Origin of the sequence: Citrobacter sp. Cpo030 (assembly GCF_030333005.1) — a bacterium.
In the GTDB taxonomy this organism is placed as follows: Bacteria; Pseudomonadota; Gammaproteobacteria; order Enterobacterales; family Enterobacteriaceae; genus Citrobacter; species Citrobacter portucalensis.
The window spans coordinates 148,331-164,074 of sequence record NZ_JAOWGT010000048.1 but is presented as its reverse complement, the minus strand read 5'-3'; the positions used below and the strand labels follow the sequence as shown (position 1 = coordinate 164,074).

The following is a 15,744-nucleotide window of genomic DNA, read 5'->3' as shown; positions in this document are numbered from 1 at the left end:
CAAATGGCAGCGGATTAGGAAATAACCAATCCGTTTTATTTTCATCTTCTAACCGCAAAGTCACTTCTTCAAGATTTTTTTCCTGGTTATTGATAAAAGATAAAAATATTCCTTCTCGCCTCATATTCAACCTGGCAATATCATCACTAACAGTACCCGTTGGTTTTGTTTTGTAGGGAATTAAACCTTGATCATAAATATCCTGATATGATTCCCCAATATTTTCTATCAATTTTTCAACATTCAAGCTCATTTAATATAACCCCGCGTCCTGATTTAATTCATGTAGCCTGGCTCTAATTTGCTCAAGTTTTTCATTGCTAACATTATAATAATCTTTAAGACACTCAGCATTAACATCCCAGTTAAAATCAACTGCGGCTCTCAGATTACTAGCATCCAGAACCTTTTGAGGAATCAATTCCCCGTCTTCTGTTTTAAATTTACTATTGTTTCTTCCACCATAGGTTTCACTACATTGCCGGTGTACTTCCGCCGGAATAGCGACAGCAGCCACCCTGTCAGTCATTTGCTCTATAGTATCATTATCCAAGTGCGGATATCTTCCTTTCAAATATATCCTAACTGCTTCCTTTGAAGGAATATGATCTACTTCTAAACCCTGCCTTGAACGGCCTTCAAAATTTCCGTAATAGTCAACCTCTAAATCTCCAACTGAAGCTTTCTGAAAATAGACATAGATTGCAGGGACAACCCCCTTCGGGTCAACAATGATAAAGTCATTGAAATCCCGGTCTTCGATAGGAAATGTTTCAATATTTGGCTTCTGCTCCTCCGGGATCGGCGTGCCCGGTACGGGGGGTAACGGTTCAGGGGCCGGGTTAGGCAATCCCCAAATACCCCGAGAGTCCGGAACTGGTGTAGGTGGCGTGGAATAACCGCCTGTTTTACCATCATGGACAGTGGTCGGGCTGGCTCCCCACTCAAATCGCCCCTGTCCGGCAGACCTCGACCAGAGCAGCGTCACACCAGATAAGGCATCTTCAAATTGCCACAAATCGTCATTGATTTGTTCTGCAAACCGGACCCGAACCCGATCCAGCCCGCTTTTTTCCCCCACCTCGTAACTGCGGGAAATCATTTTCCCTGTCGCGGGGTCTTCTTCAATACGAAAACGTACACGTGTACGGGCTTTCCCGTTTTGTTCAGCAATACTCCTCAGAGTATATTCAGAAAGATACTCTTCCCGAGTGACGGTTAAGTTCTCACGGGTGTATGCGCCAATCAGTATTTGTCCATGGATCAGGTTATGGTAGAGCTGGTCGCCACGTATGCTCTGTAGCATTTCCGTCTCACCTGCATTTAACCCTTTCGAATAGAAGAGCGCCCCCAGCGCAAAACGCCGACCAACCGTAGCAACTGTTTCTACACCAACTCTGGTGACTGCTTGACCAACAGCCCTGCCCAGAGTGCCTGAGACTTCCCCCATTGTTCCTGTTGCTGGTGCTGCTTGCGAAAGCTCAATGTATGTGCCAGCCGCAGAGTTAGCTAACGCCATTGATTCAAAAAACACCTGTGCGGGCATGCGCTCAACAACCGGCTCTTTTGCCGCTGATGATGTTTTCCCTTCTCCGGTCCCCAGTATCTGTGCCATCACGGCTTTCTCCCTTCCATGGTTTACAGTAGTTCTACTTTCAGTGATTCAGGCAATGCGGTATAAACACTGGCCGTTTTCCCTTCTGTATCCGTTCGCCCTTCAAATATCTGACCTTTTTCAGTGGTTATCCGGTAACGGGCAAACGGAACAATCTCGCCACTCTTTTTATCTCTCACCGTAAAACGCTCTTCGAACCCTTTAGGCAACTCGATCGGTGGTATACGAAAATCCGTCATACTCATTTTCTGCACGCTGATAGATTTGAGCAGAATATTTTTCGGACAGCCTATCTCCACATTTCCGCCGCTGAGTTTGATATAGGCTCCGCCACAGTTCAGCACCAGCTCGTCGGCTGCCGTCACTAACACTTTGCCCTCCACGCTTGTGATGGTAATGTCCTTTTTCGCCACGGTATCTATCCCGTCATCCTGGGCCTGGATTTCAACCTTCCCCTTTGCAGCAAATAAACGTATACCCAGCTTCAGGGCCAGCAGACTGATGGCTTCCCCGGCCACGGCAGTAAATTTCTTCATCACGCTGATATCTGTATTACCACCCGCGACCAGCCCCACGCTTTCACTGCCTGAGGACAGACGCACCGACTTCGGACTACTGATGCTAATGTGCTCCGGTGCATTGAGCACAATCCCTGGCTGAGTAAGATTGTTTAACGCTGTATTCAGTGCCTTTGCTGTATCTGAGTCTGCCGGCCACGCCTGTGCGATATCGGCAGCATTCGCCAGGGCATCACTCACAGACAGCGCCTGAACCATTTGCGCGGCAGCATTTTTCATCTCCAGCATCCTGTCCGAAGCTTCACTCTGCCTGTCCGAAGTGATAAAAACCCCTTTACCGCCGCGTACCGCCACCCAGTCGTCTGTGCGCAGCTCGGCCCCCTCTCCCCGCAGCGCACGCCCCGCATCCACGTTATGCCCCAGATTAAGCTGCGTCTTCCCGCCATACTCGGTACTGAGCTTGACGTGTTCCTCACCCCGTTTGTCTTCCATGCGCAGCTTGTTGTTCGCGGGCGTGCGGATGACGTTACGGGTATGGTTTGCCTGTGTCACGTGGTCAGGATGCCGGGAGTCATGCAGCGCATGCGCGATATAGGGTCGGTCCGGGTCACCTTCATGGAACGCCACCGCCACTTCTGTGCCCTGTATCAGCGGGAAGTGAATACCGTAAGTGTCGCCGCCGTAGGGTTTGGCAAGGCGTACTGGCATACTTTCGTAGCCCTGTTGTTTAGCATCGCGGTCCGCATCAAACTTAACCCAATAAAGCCCGCTCTGATTTAAATGAGCATATTCATCATTCTTTTTCGGGCTTGAAACACGTGCCATTAGCGTACCGCTAATTACTGGTCGCGGTTTGAGTGGAGGTCTCCAACAGCGCGTTTCACTGTAAATGGTCGCCATCAACACCACTTGTAGCGCTTCCTTGCGGCTTGCGCTGAATGAAACCGCCGTAACCAGCAAGCTGTTACGCACACTGACAGGAAGCGTTGGGACAGGTGTGGATTCCGTAATATTCAGGACCTGAGCCGGGCTGAGGCTTACATCGGTTGATAATCCAGAGATTGTCGCTTGTGAGGAGAGATAACGCTCATGTTCCAGACGCGCCCAAAAATTCCCTGTCTCAGGCGCCGGCGAAACCTTATCACCCGTTTCAAGATGGCGTGGGCGATAGTGGTAAACATCCCCGTAAGTCACCTCGTCACCTTCACCGTAAGTCATATCGGCTTGTGCAGAAAATAATATTTTCTGAGCCTGGCGATGGTTATAATCCCCGGCAGTAACCGATGCCTGCACCGCAGACTGTTGGAACTGAATATCCCAGACTGAGTCGATGCCATTGTCATTCATTCCGGAGGGACTATTCAGCGGTAATGTTTTGCCAAACTCCCATGCGCTTTGTTTGTCAGCAAAATAGATCACCTCAGTGCCAGCATCAGGCTGAAGCCTAAAGAAGAAGAAAATCCCAACTTCAGAGAGCAGGCGTTCAATAAAAACCAGATCACTCTCCTGATACTGATTAATTTGCTCTCTTTTGGGATATTCCATTACTAAATCAAAATTATATTCCCAGTATTTTAAACCATGCTCCTGTAAAATTTTAGTAACAACTTCCGGAACTGACATATTAATAAAGAAACGGTGTGTACGAAATTGGTTTTTCAGCAACGCGACAAAGGGTTCAATGATTATCTGATAAATTGTCTGGTCTTTTGAACCACTGATACGATGGAAAGATGTCACAATACCATGTACCATTTTACGGGCAGTTAACTCACTTAACTTCCCCATTCCCATAGTCAATGTCGTTGATTTTCTAAGTATCGATTCGGCCGCAATATCTTTATCCTGGCTGGAAAAGTGTACTACGTATCGATACAGCGAACTCATTTCCTCTGTACCATTAAAGCTAATAACATCCAGTACAGACTTGCATGAAGGGATATACAATTGATAACGATTCAGCGTATTTTCAGATATAAATGATATCCCGCCGCCAAGTGATTCACCCATCCCCATATATTCAACCCCTGTAATTTTATAAATAGCTATTTCCAGAGCAAAAACTTACCCTCAACGCATTGTTTTTATTAAACTGACCAAATCTTTTTTCTTGTTAGTGACAATAGAAAAAGTAAATCGACGATTATCATTTGATATCCAAAGTTCTTCTCTTCCATTATCACTATAATCATAAAGATGAAAACCAAGACCTGTTAGATAATCACGAATAATTCCCACATCACCACCGTAAAAAACAACAAGGCTTGTTTCCCGTGTACTTCCATCAGGAGAAATATATTCAAAGCGATAATTATTTGATATCCTTGGAGTCTGTTTGATATCAACATCAGTATAGAAATAGTAGTCAAAAAGATCGCTTTCCCGATATTCTAATTTATCTGGCCAGGGTATTAACAGCGGTGACAAGAAAATCAAAATAATCATCACCAGTATTATTTTATAGTAACTCATTACCATTCACCTCGACAAAAATGAATAATAACCGCCATCCCCGGTGATAATTTCTACCCGACCAGAAGTGAAATCACTCCACGGTTGCACCCATGTCATAAACGAAGGTAAGCCCCCCTTATAGGGTTGATGCACAGCACAGTTATCCAGGGGATCTGGAAACAGTAATGGTAAAAATCCTTTATTCTTATAATTGCCTATCGGCCCATAAAAATCCCATCTACTCAGGGCCTGCTCTTTACTGACAAGTCTCAGTCTTGACTGGTAGTCTGAAGGAAGGATTGCCCGGTAGAAGCCTAAAAGATCGGAGGTAAGATCCTCACCGCTAAACCCACTGTCGGTATACCAACTAAAACACCAATTAGATTGCAAACTTTCAAACAAGCGTGCCGTCGTCATCATCATGGCTAACGCAACGCTATTTTTCTCACATGCAGATAAACCTTGTTTGATACGCCACTTAACAAACTTTCCTGTACCAAACTGGCGATGATATACAAACATCTTTTGGCTATAGGTGACGTCATAATAACCATCACGACTTGATTCACCTCGTTTTATATCTGACAGTAGGTTTTTAATATCACTTCCCTGTGCATGGCCTATATCTATCCATCCCAATATTTCGCTGTAAACAAGCCCTGTTTTACGATCCGATGTCCACTCGGAAGGTTCAATAATATCGTTACGTTTACTCATCATTAAACTCCAGAGTCATTCGTTCTTCATAACTCAAACTCAATACTACTGATGAAACGTACTGAATAATGGTAACGTACGCTTAACTGCTCCAGTCCCTCAAAACGCTCCACATCCAGTTTATGCGGGCATGAAGGGATCGTTAAGCTGTAGCGGTTAAGCGTAGGCCCTGATGTTGTTAGTTCCATATTCATAGAGTTAACTCCATTTAATAAACTATATTTACACGCTTATGAAATAATAATAAAAACTGATCGGCATAGTTTTCCATTAAATAAAAAATTACAGATAATCATCCCAATTACTACGCACATGAGGCCAGCCAAATTTCATCACAAAATACCCTAAAACGATCAATAAAAAATTCCCCATGCCCCATAAATATCTAAACCCATCGTCAGAAATGAAGAAAAACCAAATAGAAAAGGCAATACCAAACATGCATAAGATATTACCTAGCAGATATGAAAAATAATACATTAAATATATAGCTACTTCTCTAAACTTCCCAAACCGTCCAGAAAACATTGGCAAACCTCATTAAAAAACACTTCATTTGCATTGTGAAGTTCAATTGCTTTTTCAAAAGGTGAAACAAGATCTTCTATCAGAAAATAAAGCAAATCCAGATCCCCCATATCTTTCAATTTCTGATAATTACCCGGACTCCTTGCAGCCAGATAGCGAGATGTATAGATTGCTCTGGATACTTCCGCTCCCAACGTAAGAAGCGAGCCTATAAGAACACCTGAAAAGAATGCTGTGGCTAACCGATTAGAAATAACAGCTCCAATTTTAACGCCAGTTAGTTCTGAGAAAATTATCCTTCCAGCACTACTCCCAACAATTTTCTCCGTCATTAAAGCAACGTCCAGTCGCGAAGAAAAATCACTAATAAAGATATCAATAACCTGACCTATCAACTCCTTATTTAGCTTTGCTTTATTAAGAAGTCTGGCAAACCTGTATTTATCATCTTCATTCGTTCTGCGATGTTCTGTATCCATAAAATCGTAGGCCAGATATCCCATACTCACAGGAAATGATATAAGCCCTTTAGCCAAAGCAGCTATAAACCCAGAATCATCAACGTTAATAGCTTCGAGCATATCTTTTGCAAGATCTTTAGCACCATCCATATTTAGTCCTTTAGCGCAAAGCATATCCCGATACAAAGTAAAACCCAGCGCTAGTATTATCACTGGGTTTTATTTTTCACTCGCTATCAATTATCAGTTCAATTCCCTCTTCATCATTCCAACTTAAAGTGAGTTGCTGAGGTTTTTGCTGCTGGGAAAGATACGTTAACAACTGCTGGCTAAGCACAGGTAAAATTTGTTGGTTGAGTAGACTATCAATATTCCTTGCCCCCGTATCCGGTAGCAGGCAAGCGGCGGTCAGGGCATCAAAAAGGTTCTCGGATATCGTTGTGGTGATGCCGTAATGACGCAGTAATCGCTGGCTAACCTGATCCAGTTTCATTTGTACAATCGTACGTAACGCCGGTTCACTGAGCGGATGGTAGATAATCGTCTGGAAGCGGGCCAGTAGCGCCGGCTGAAAATGGTCGCGCAAAAGTGGGCGCAGCAGTTCGTGCAGCTCAGACTCGGTGGCTTCCGGCTGTTCTTCCAGCAGTTGCATCACTGCGTCGCCGCCAAGATTGGAGGTCATCAAAATAACAGTGTTGCGAAAATCAATTTCACGACCTTCACCGTCACGCATGAAACCACGGTCAAATACCTGGTAAAACAGGTTCATGACGTCGCGATGCGCTTTTTCTACTTCATCCAACAGTACCACGCTATAGGGGCGTTTTCGCACCGCTTCGGTCAGGATCCCTCCCTGACCATAACCAACGTATCCCGGAGGTGAGCCCTTTAACTGGCTCACGGTGTGCGGCTCCTGATATTCAGACAAATTAATTGTGATCAGCGATTTTTCACCGCCAAACAGAATGTCAGCCAGGGCCAGCGCCGTCTCCGTTTTACCGGTTCCACTCGGCCCGGTAAGCAGGAACACACCCTGTGGGCCGTTTTCCGGCGTCAGTCCTGTTTTTGATGCCCGCAACCGCTGTGCGATCGCATTCAGCGCGTAATCCTGGCCGACAACCCGGTTTCCCATCTGGGTTTCAAGCGTCAGTAAGTCTGCCTGGGAGTCCTTCATTAATGAAGACAATGGTATACCGGTCCAGTCGGCGATCACCGTAGCCACGGTGCGCGCGTCTACATCCGGAAACAGTAACGGATGGTCCTGCTGAAGCACACTAAGCTGCTGCTGCAATTCAACCGTTTCCGCCTGACGAGAAATATCACGGCGGCTGGCAAGCAGTTGCTCTGTGAGCGCTAATTCCTGACCATACTGAGTTTCTCGTTCATCCAGCTCGACAAGCAGAAGATTTTCACGCTGTTCAATGCTGGACAGCCTTTCACCATGCTGACCATTTCCTACGGAGATATCTTCAAGTAGTGCCTGCTTTTCCATTTCAAGCGCGGTGATCTCCGACTTCAAACGCGTCAGTGGTTCCGGAACGGTATCAAGGCTCATCCGCACTCTTGCACCTGCGGTGTCCAGCAGATCGACGGCTTTGTCGGGTAATTGTCGCCCGGTAAGATAGCGGCGAGAGAGCGTAACAGCAGTTTTAACCGCTTCGTCGGTGATGTGAACGCCATGGTGTTCTGCATAGCGTGATTTCAGACCACGCAGCATTAAGCAGGCAGTGTCATCATCCGGCTCATCCACTTTAACCATCTGAAAACGCCGCTCCAGCGCAGCATCACGCTCAAAATACTGTTTATATTCACTCCATGTGGTCGCCGCGATAGTTCGTAATTCACCTCTGGCCAGAGCGGGTTTTAGCAGATTGGCTGCATCAGCGCCTCCCGCCTGATTACCGGCCCCAATGATGGTGTGTGCTTCATCGATAAAGAGCAGAACAGGCGTTGGCGATTGTTGAACGGCATCAATGATATTTTTTAACCGCTGCTCAAACTCACCTTTCACCCCGGCACCTGCTTGTAACAGCCCAAGATCCAGCGTGCGTAATGTTACTGATTTCAGGCTATCCGGCACATTACCTTCAGCAATACGCAGCGCCAGACCTTCCACCAGAGCGGTTTTGCCGACACCGGGTTCCCCGACCAGAATGGGATTATTTTTTCGCCGACGGGACAACACATCCGCCATTTGCCGGATTTCATTATCGCGACCAAATACCGGGTCGATATCGCCGACACGCGCTTTCGCGGTTACATCCAGCGTAAATTTATCGAGCACGCCTTGTAATGCTGGCGACAACGTCGACTCAACCTGACCCGGACGCGGTTCATCATCAGGGGAAACCTGCACCAGAGAAGCTTCCTGCTGCCTTTCCGGACGTTCATCCGACTGGGAATTTAATAGCGGCAGGAGTCTTTCCAGTTGAGTATGTCCGGTACTCAGAAGCGGCCACAGGCCATCACACTTCAGTAGCGAAGGCTTTCCCACCAGCGCCATCAGTAGATGCACACCACGTATCTGCGAATTTTCATCCGTTGCGGCACACAACCACGCTTGTTGCATTAAAGAAAGGAGCGCATCAGACAACTGGGGGCGGCTTTTCACGGAACGCGGCTGAACATCCATATGCGCCAGCAGTGACTGCCAGAGATTATCGATATCCCATTCATAACGACGAGCAATGACAGTAATATCGCCCTCCCCTTGCTCCAACAGCTTCAGTAACCAGTGTTCTGGAGTGATTTCTGCATGCGCGCGCGTCTGACATAACGATGCCGCTGCTTCAAGCGCCTGAGCACAATAGGGGTTGAGACGTCGTAATAGCACTGCTGAATGGTGTTCCATTTGCTTCCTGACTCCCTGTATTCAGGCACGCTACCGCCCGTAGCCGTAATCCAATGCCCATAAGGTAATAGTGATGTTGATACTCTCTGCTTAACCCCCGCCCCGGAAGCTCAGCAGAGGGCATAAAAAAACGGATGAGGAAATCCTCATCCGTTAGCGCATTACGCGGTGGTACGCTCATTCCAGGCGTCAGAATGGATAATGTTGCCATCCTTATACGTCCAGACGATCTTCTCGTAGCGCAGTTCAATTTGTTCCAGGTGGTTATGCTTCTCTTTTGCGGGATCTTTGATGTCGTACATCACAGGGTTTACTTTCACCACTTTCACGTTGTGTAACGTGGTGTTGAAGTATTCCACTTCCTGACCCGCGTCATTGATGCGATACCATTTGAACTCTGCCTGGCGCAGGGTCTGACCGGTGGTTACAGCCTTGTACAGATATGGACTGGAGGCATCGATTTCCTTAGTGAAAAGGAACGGGGTATGGATGCGCGTACCGGTCAACTTACCGGTATTGTTATCTGTAGGGATGTACAGGTTATGTTCCTGAGCCACCACTTCGATACTGCCTACACGGTCTTTTACGTCAACAGAACCTTTAATATCCGCGCCGCCATCATCTTTCAGCCAAAGGTAGACTGGAATTGCCATAACTCTTTCTCCATTTTTACTTCGCTAATGCGTCACCACCTTGTGGTGACGGTTCCTTCATGCCCGGCAGCCGACAGGCATCAGCCTGCGGTACCAGACTGATCTCTACACGGCGGTTGGCTGCCCGCCCCTCCGGCGTATCGTTGTTTTTGTAGGGGCGTAATTCGCCGTAGCCCTGAACGGCAAAACAGCTCTCCGCGACATCACCGGTATCTCGCATCCAGTCACGAACAGATTCCGCGCGTTTGAGAGAGAGCAGCTGATTAGATTTATCGTCACCCACATCATCGGTATGTCCGGCGATGACTATCAGCCACCCGGGTTTGGCTTTGATATTGACCAAAGCCCCAATGAGTACTTTTGTTGAACCCGCTTTTAGCGCCCACTTACCCGTATCAAACAGCGACATACTGTCGAGACGTACAGTTTGCAGGGCAGTCACTTTCGGTTTTTCGGGTGACCCCCAGTCACTTATGGCAACCTGTAAAGGGGGGATCAATCTCATCCCTTGATACAATCCCATTGAAAGAGAAAGTGGTTCGCCACGCTGATACCAGCGATCAAGGAGTTGCGCATCACGACGAAGTTGATCCTGGGCCAGGATCTTTGGCTCGGCGGGATTACCGCTAAGTTGGCGGTATAGCATCAGGTGATCGTTTGTGATCCTGATGAGATGTTGGTTATTGATAAAGCTGCTTGCCATCGCCATTCCGATGAAAATGCCGCATAGCAGACCACTTACGCCCACCGTCCGTTGAAATGCTGTCAACACACGACGGCGGGATAAGAATGGCAATGCTAAATCTGGAAAAGGCAGCAGTGCGGGCGCTACTGACGCCGCAGGGGAAAGCGTTGTTTGAGCAATGATATGCCGTTGCCAGAGGTTATTTTCGCAGACCGCTGATGATGTGAAACACACAACCCGTAATGCAAAGAAAACAGGAAGAGCATGGTGTTCAGTATCGCCTTGTACCTTCTTCAGCCAGCCCAGTAAATTATCTAACCACACTGCATGTGTAAGATGAAAATGGCGGGCTGGGCTCTCTTGCGAAGAGAAAGGAGCAAAGTCGTCTAATCCCGTAGCCGACTGCACTTCTGCATCCTGAGGGGTTCGAATAAACCAGCGTACAGCCTCATTGCATTGAGGAGAATTCAGCCAACAGCACAACCAAAACGGCGGTACACCTGATAACCAACGCCGACTCTGGGTCACCACTCGCCGCCAACTGAGCAGTATGTGCTTAAGCGCATCCTCATCAGTATGCCGTTCCGGAGTTAATGCCAGCATTACGGAGACGCGCATAAGAAGCCCTGGACGCTGAGCAGCTATCTGACGAACCAGAGCAATGTAATGCTCCGGGGACTGGACAGATAAATACCAGCCCTGCGAGCTCTCGCAAGAACCGCTGCGTCCGGCAAACAAGGGGGCATTATCGCCACACACCAGCACAACTGGCCCACTGAAATTCTCCGGAGGGAGCTGAACTTCATGCTCGGAATGCGCTGATCTCAACTGGCCATATTGGCGCCAGCCATAAACGATCCCTGGAATGGAAAACAGTAAAATAAAGACGGTCAGGCCGCCCCGAACACCCGCACTTAACGGACTGAATCCCCAAACCAGCAACAAAGCCAGCACAGCTGTCAGCACATAGTTAACGATCCCTCGCAACTGAGCCATGTTTTAGCCCTGCCCAATAAGCTGAGCAACCAGCCCTTGTAAGACATGAGAAAATGTTAACCATAAAACCCCCAACGCCACCGCGCCGACAATCCATGCCTGCCACCAGCGGCGCTTACTGCCAGAGAAACCGGACGCCTGCATGATTACAGGCGCATCGTGCTTTAACTTAAAAGGCCTCGCCTGAGCCGCTAGCGCCTCAAGAACATCTTCACGACGTTCGTCACCTTGCTCACGATAGCGCCCCACAAAACCGAGCGTGATTGCGCGATAAAAGCAGGTTATTACGGCGGTATCAGGAACGGGCTCACGCAGTACAGACCGGATGCGTTCCCAAAGCTCTTCCCCTGCGTTGGTGGTATTGAAATAACGGGCCTGTAAGGGCGTCGCAAGCCAGGTGATATAACCGCTATCCTGCCGGTTGCGGTTCAACACGCTTTCATCCAGTAACGCACATTGCGTGTAGAGCATATGTTCAACGCTGTGTTCGCTGTACCCCATATCACGCAATGCCTCACGTGCAGATTCAACCCATTGGCTGGCCCGACGATAAAGAACAGCTCCGTCGTCGACTTCTGCCCCGTCACGTAGCTGGCTTACAGCAAGCCATGTTGGCCAGAAAACCTGATCAATTTCCTTATTCATTTATTTCAATCCCTTAATACTGCAAACAGCTCAAGTTGAATCTCTCCCAGCGTTCCCGGCACATAGAAAGCACAATTACCAGCGTCCAACATGGCCTGGGCTGCTGGATGATTAATCTCAAGAGCAAAGTATTGATTTTCCAGTCGTAACGGGATGGCTGCGGGTACATGTGTCAGCGGTTTTAATGGAATACCGCTGAGTGCCACATTGACGACATCTGACACATCTGCCCGGCTCCCTGCTTTACAGAGCTGTGGAAATTGCGCCAGGAGGACATGTGCGGGGAGACCCGAGCGAACGGACAGGTAAAAATCAGCACCTTCACGCAGTCGGGCATCCGACAGAGCCCCATACCAGAACTGTCGCTCCTGCGTCAGTTCAATAGCGACAACACGAGACGGCAGACTGGCTTCCAGCAGTTCCACCAGCAGAGCAAACAGCGGCGGGAATACCTGCTGCGGATTTGCATGCTGATATGGAGGTACAACACTGACATCATTTTCTAACGAGAAGGTCAGCAGGCTGCCCGCTAACCGCGCCAGCTCACGCCACAAAAGTTCGGGATGACGGCCTGGGTTTTGCAGCATTTCTTTCAGAACAGGTTCCGAACTATTAAGCGCATTCAGCAGCCAAAACAACGAAACATCTGCTACTGCAAAATCCGCCATTCGTTCGTTACTTTCTCGGCGCAAGGCCATCAGGCGGCGACAACGAGCCTGGATACGATGCACCAAATCACTGAGCGAATTGATTAATAAGGGGCTGGCTGAGAGTGAAAGCGATGGGGGTAAAAAATCACGTCCCAGCTCCCATTGCCCCTGAGCATTACGAATAAGGCAAGCTACCGGACAAGTCAGGTAAGCGCTGTTATCATCATGGGCATACCGGAGGGTGATAGCATGCCGCAGCACTGCCATATCAGTCCGTTCCTGACCGGAGAGATCCTGAACTGGCAGCCATTCCTGCTGCCAGCGACACGGACGGCTGACACCGTTGCCTGATGAAAGATTGCCGCCATTAGCTGAAAGCAACGGCAATGCCAGCACGATATCAACGCTGCTGTAGCCAGTAAGATGCGATAAATCACACGCTGGAGGCAGGTTATCTGAAATACCTGTATCCACTAAAGTACCGTCAGGAAAGCGCACAACCAGATTAACGGGATTCAAACGGGAAACCGTTAACGCACTTTCATCAAACTCCGCGCTGATGACGCCCCACGGTGATGAAAGAGACATGTGAGCAACAACGTCAGCAACGTAAGCATCCCAGCGTGTCTGTTGCTGAAACTGTTGGGGAGCCAGAAAAGCCCCCTCGCTCCATAACGGACGATAGATCTTCATCGCACCTCCTGTGCATTACGCCGTTAAGATTTCGACTTAGGCATCTGTGAAACTAACGACAAGCTGACATCCATACCTTCAACCTGGAAATGCGGGATGGCGTACAGGCGCACGCGGAAGAAACCCGGGTTATCCTCAATGTCCTCCACCACGACACGCCCATCACGAAGCGGATGTGAAGCCTGCAAATCATCGCCAGGATCGGTCATTTCGGTAACCAGACTGCGTAACCAGTTGTTTAGTTCAAGCTCAAGCAGGCGGCGATCTTTGGTCGTACCTATGTTTTCTCGCTGCAAGATTTTCAGGTAATGAGCAATACGAGAAAGCAGGAAGATATACGGCAAACGTGAGTTAATTCGACTATTAGCTGTTGCTTCCGGGGTATCAAACTGCGCAGGTTTTTGAGCCGAGTTAGCAGAGAAGAAGCAGGCGTAATCACGATTCTTATAATAAGAAAGCGGAATAAAACCAAGGTTGGCGAATTCAAATTCACGAGTTTCCGGGATCATCACTTCAGACGGGATTTTCACCTGATTACCCGTCCCCAGATCGTACAAATGGATAGGTAAATCTTTAACCGCGCCACCCGCCTGTGGTCCACGGATCTGGACGCACCAACCATTCTTGATAAAACTTTTCACCATATTCACAGCGAAAGAGAAAGATGCGCTGGTCCACAGATATTTTTCGTGATCCGGGCCCTTAACTTCCTCGACATAGTTAAAGCTGCGCACAGGAATGGTATCAGGGCCGTAGGGCAAACGCCCGAGTACACGCGGCATGGTTAATCCGATATAGCGTGAATCATCACTATCACGAAATGCTTTCCATTTGATGTATTCAGCACGTTCGAAATAATCATTGATATCTTTTATGGCTGCGACCTCTTCCATATTTTCTTTCAGGAAGAATTTCGGCCCAACTGAACCAATAAATGGCATATGGCAGGCTGCCGATACTCCAGAAATATTGCGCAGTAGCGCAATATCCTGCGGGCTGTTATCAAATTCGTACGCTGAAATCATTGCCGCAATAGGTTCGCCACCTGGCTGGTCATATTCTTCAATATAAACATGACGATATAATCCGCTCTGGATAAGTTCCGGCGCGTCATCAAAATCATCACGCAGCGCATCCTTACTGACATCCATCATTTCGACACGGACATTTCGGCGAAAATCAATGCCAGAGATCATTGAATGCAAACCACGCCAGAGCGATTCTTGTTTTTGAAATTCAGCATGATGCATAACTTCATTAACCTGATCGCTAATCTGCTTATCCAGACGAGCAATCTGCTCATCGAGTAGCGTTTTATCCAGGCGTTCTAAGGGTTGTGCGGCATCAGCCAGACATGAGACCAGAACCTGAATAGCAGCGGTCACACGCTCCGCCGGAGCGGCATCAGAAAGCGCTTCATCACTCTGCCACGCATCTACATTTTTTAATGACGCGACGGGAGAAAGATTAATTTTGTCAAAGAGGGACTGATAAACACTGCGTTCACTGGTCGTGGTGGTCGCGGCTGAAGAGGTATGTTCCTGAACAGACATCAACATATTCCTTTTATGTTCCTTTACTATTCCTGCCGATTTAGCGGAGGAAACCCTGTAGAGCGTTAAATCTCTTCTGGCATCATAGTTGCCAGCTCATTACGCAATTCCTGACTCAGGGCTGGATCCTTAAGGATTGTTTCCAGCTCGCGACGAAAAGCAGCGTTATCGAGTAAGTTAGATTTCAGGTCACGTAGTAAGTTACGCATAGCCAACAGAACACGTAATTGTGGGATATTTCGTGCGACCTGCTCAGGTTCAAAATCGCGGATATTCTTAAAGGTAAGGTTAATATCGTCCTTTCTGTCATCATCAGCTAACGTATTTTTAACACTTAAATTAACCACTGGTGAAAACTTGGCCAACACATCGTTAAAATTATTTTTATTAATATCTATCTTTTCACGCTCAGATAATGGTCGCTGCTCTCTGCCATTACTGAAATCACCGACAGTCAGTAGTTTTAAAGGCAATTCAACTTTCTTTTGAACGCCTCCAGTGTGTAAATCTAACTTAATATTAACGCGTGCCGTCGGCACTTCATTCTGAAAACTGTCACCCATACGTCCCTCTCAGACCGGCGACTCCTGCCGGTATTTTGCGTTTCCTAATGGAGCACGTTCCAATCGCTCAACATGTTTCTTACAACGTCATTTCTGCAGGCAGTTAACAATGGCTGTTGATGACAATTAACTATTATAATTATCACGCTAATGCAATCCGAT

14 protein-coding genes are annotated in these 15,744 nt (G+C 47.8%); all 14 read right to left on the bottom strand.

What is annotated here, in order from left to right:
• Positions 1 to 253: DUF6392 family protein (locus OGY37_RS06820; protein WP_286620399.1), on the bottom strand; the 253-nt coding region annotated here is incomplete at its 3' end.
• Complete coding sequence (locus tag OGY37_RS06815; protein WP_286615290.1) at positions 254 to 1,615, bottom strand: S-type pyocin domain-containing protein; 1,362 nt, start codon at positions 1,613 to 1,615, stop codon at positions 254 to 256. It lies immediately after the preceding gene.
• A gap of 23 nt (positions 1,616 to 1,638) precedes the next feature.
• Positions 1,639 to 4,149: a type VI secretion system Vgr family protein gene (locus tag OGY37_RS06810; RefSeq protein ID WP_286620397.1), complete on the bottom strand. Its 2,511-nt coding sequence runs from the start codon at positions 4,147 to 4,149 to the stop codon at positions 1,639 to 1,641.
• Positions 4,150 to 4,203: 54 nt separating this feature from the next.
• Positions 4,204 to 4,605, bottom strand: a complete 402-nt coding sequence (locus tag OGY37_RS06805) for a hypothetical protein (RefSeq protein WP_200921178.1) — start codon at positions 4,603 to 4,605, stop codon at positions 4,204 to 4,206.
• A 6-nt stretch (positions 4,606 to 4,611) separates the two neighbouring features.
• Complete coding sequence (locus tag OGY37_RS06800; protein WP_286620395.1) at positions 4,612 to 5,304, bottom strand: hypothetical protein; 693 nt, start codon at positions 5,302 to 5,304, stop codon at positions 4,612 to 4,614.
• A gap of 26 nt (positions 5,305 to 5,330) precedes the next feature.
• Positions 5,331 to 5,498: a hypothetical protein gene (locus OGY37_RS06795; RefSeq protein ID WP_267445192.1), complete on the bottom strand. Its 168-nt coding sequence runs from the start codon at positions 5,496 to 5,498 to the stop codon at positions 5,331 to 5,333.
• Positions 5,499 to 5,795: 297 nt separating this feature from the next.
• A complete protein-coding gene (locus tag OGY37_RS06790) occupies positions 5,796 to 6,443 on the bottom strand; it encodes an Ssp6 family T6SS pore-forming effector (protein ID WP_286548030.1) in 648 nt (215 codons plus the stop codon).
• A gap of 76 nt (positions 6,444 to 6,519) precedes the next feature.
• Entirely contained in the window at positions 6,520 to 9,144 is a 2,625-nt protein-coding gene (gene tssH, locus OGY37_RS06785; RefSeq protein WP_286620393.1) for a type VI secretion system ATPase TssH, read from the bottom strand.
• A gap of 161 nt (positions 9,145 to 9,305) precedes the next feature.
• Positions 9,306 to 9,797, bottom strand: a complete 492-nt coding sequence (gene tssD, locus OGY37_RS06780; protein ID WP_003024437.1) for a type VI secretion system tube protein TssD — start codon at positions 9,795 to 9,797, stop codon at positions 9,306 to 9,308.
• Positions 9,798 to 9,813: 16 nt separating this feature from the next.
• Entirely contained in the window at positions 9,814 to 11,478 is a 1,665-nt protein-coding gene (locus OGY37_RS06775; protein WP_286620390.1) for an OmpA family protein, read from the bottom strand.
• A 3-nt stretch (positions 11,479 to 11,481) separates the two neighbouring features.
• Positions 11,482 to 12,123, bottom strand: a complete 642-nt coding sequence (gene tssL / locus OGY37_RS06770; RefSeq protein ID WP_191219682.1) for a type VI secretion system protein TssL, short form — start codon at positions 12,121 to 12,123, stop codon at positions 11,482 to 11,484.
• A 5-nt stretch (positions 12,124 to 12,128) separates the two neighbouring features.
• Complete coding sequence (gene tssK, locus OGY37_RS06765) at positions 12,129 to 13,466, bottom strand: type VI secretion system baseplate subunit TssK (protein ID WP_149335707.1); 1,338 nt, start codon at positions 13,464 to 13,466, stop codon at positions 12,129 to 12,131.
• 23 nt (positions 13,467 to 13,489) lie between these two features.
• On the bottom strand, positions 13,490 to 15,019 hold the full coding sequence (gene tssC / locus OGY37_RS06760; protein WP_048225521.1) for a type VI secretion system contractile sheath large subunit: 1,530 nt from the start codon (positions 15,017 to 15,019) through the stop codon (positions 13,490 to 13,492).
• Between the two features lie 65 nt (positions 15,020 to 15,084).
• Entirely contained in the window at positions 15,085 to 15,582 is a 498-nt protein-coding gene (gene tssB, locus OGY37_RS06755) for a type VI secretion system contractile sheath small subunit (protein WP_048225523.1), read from the bottom strand.
• Positions 15,583 to 15,744 lie beyond the last annotated feature (162 nt).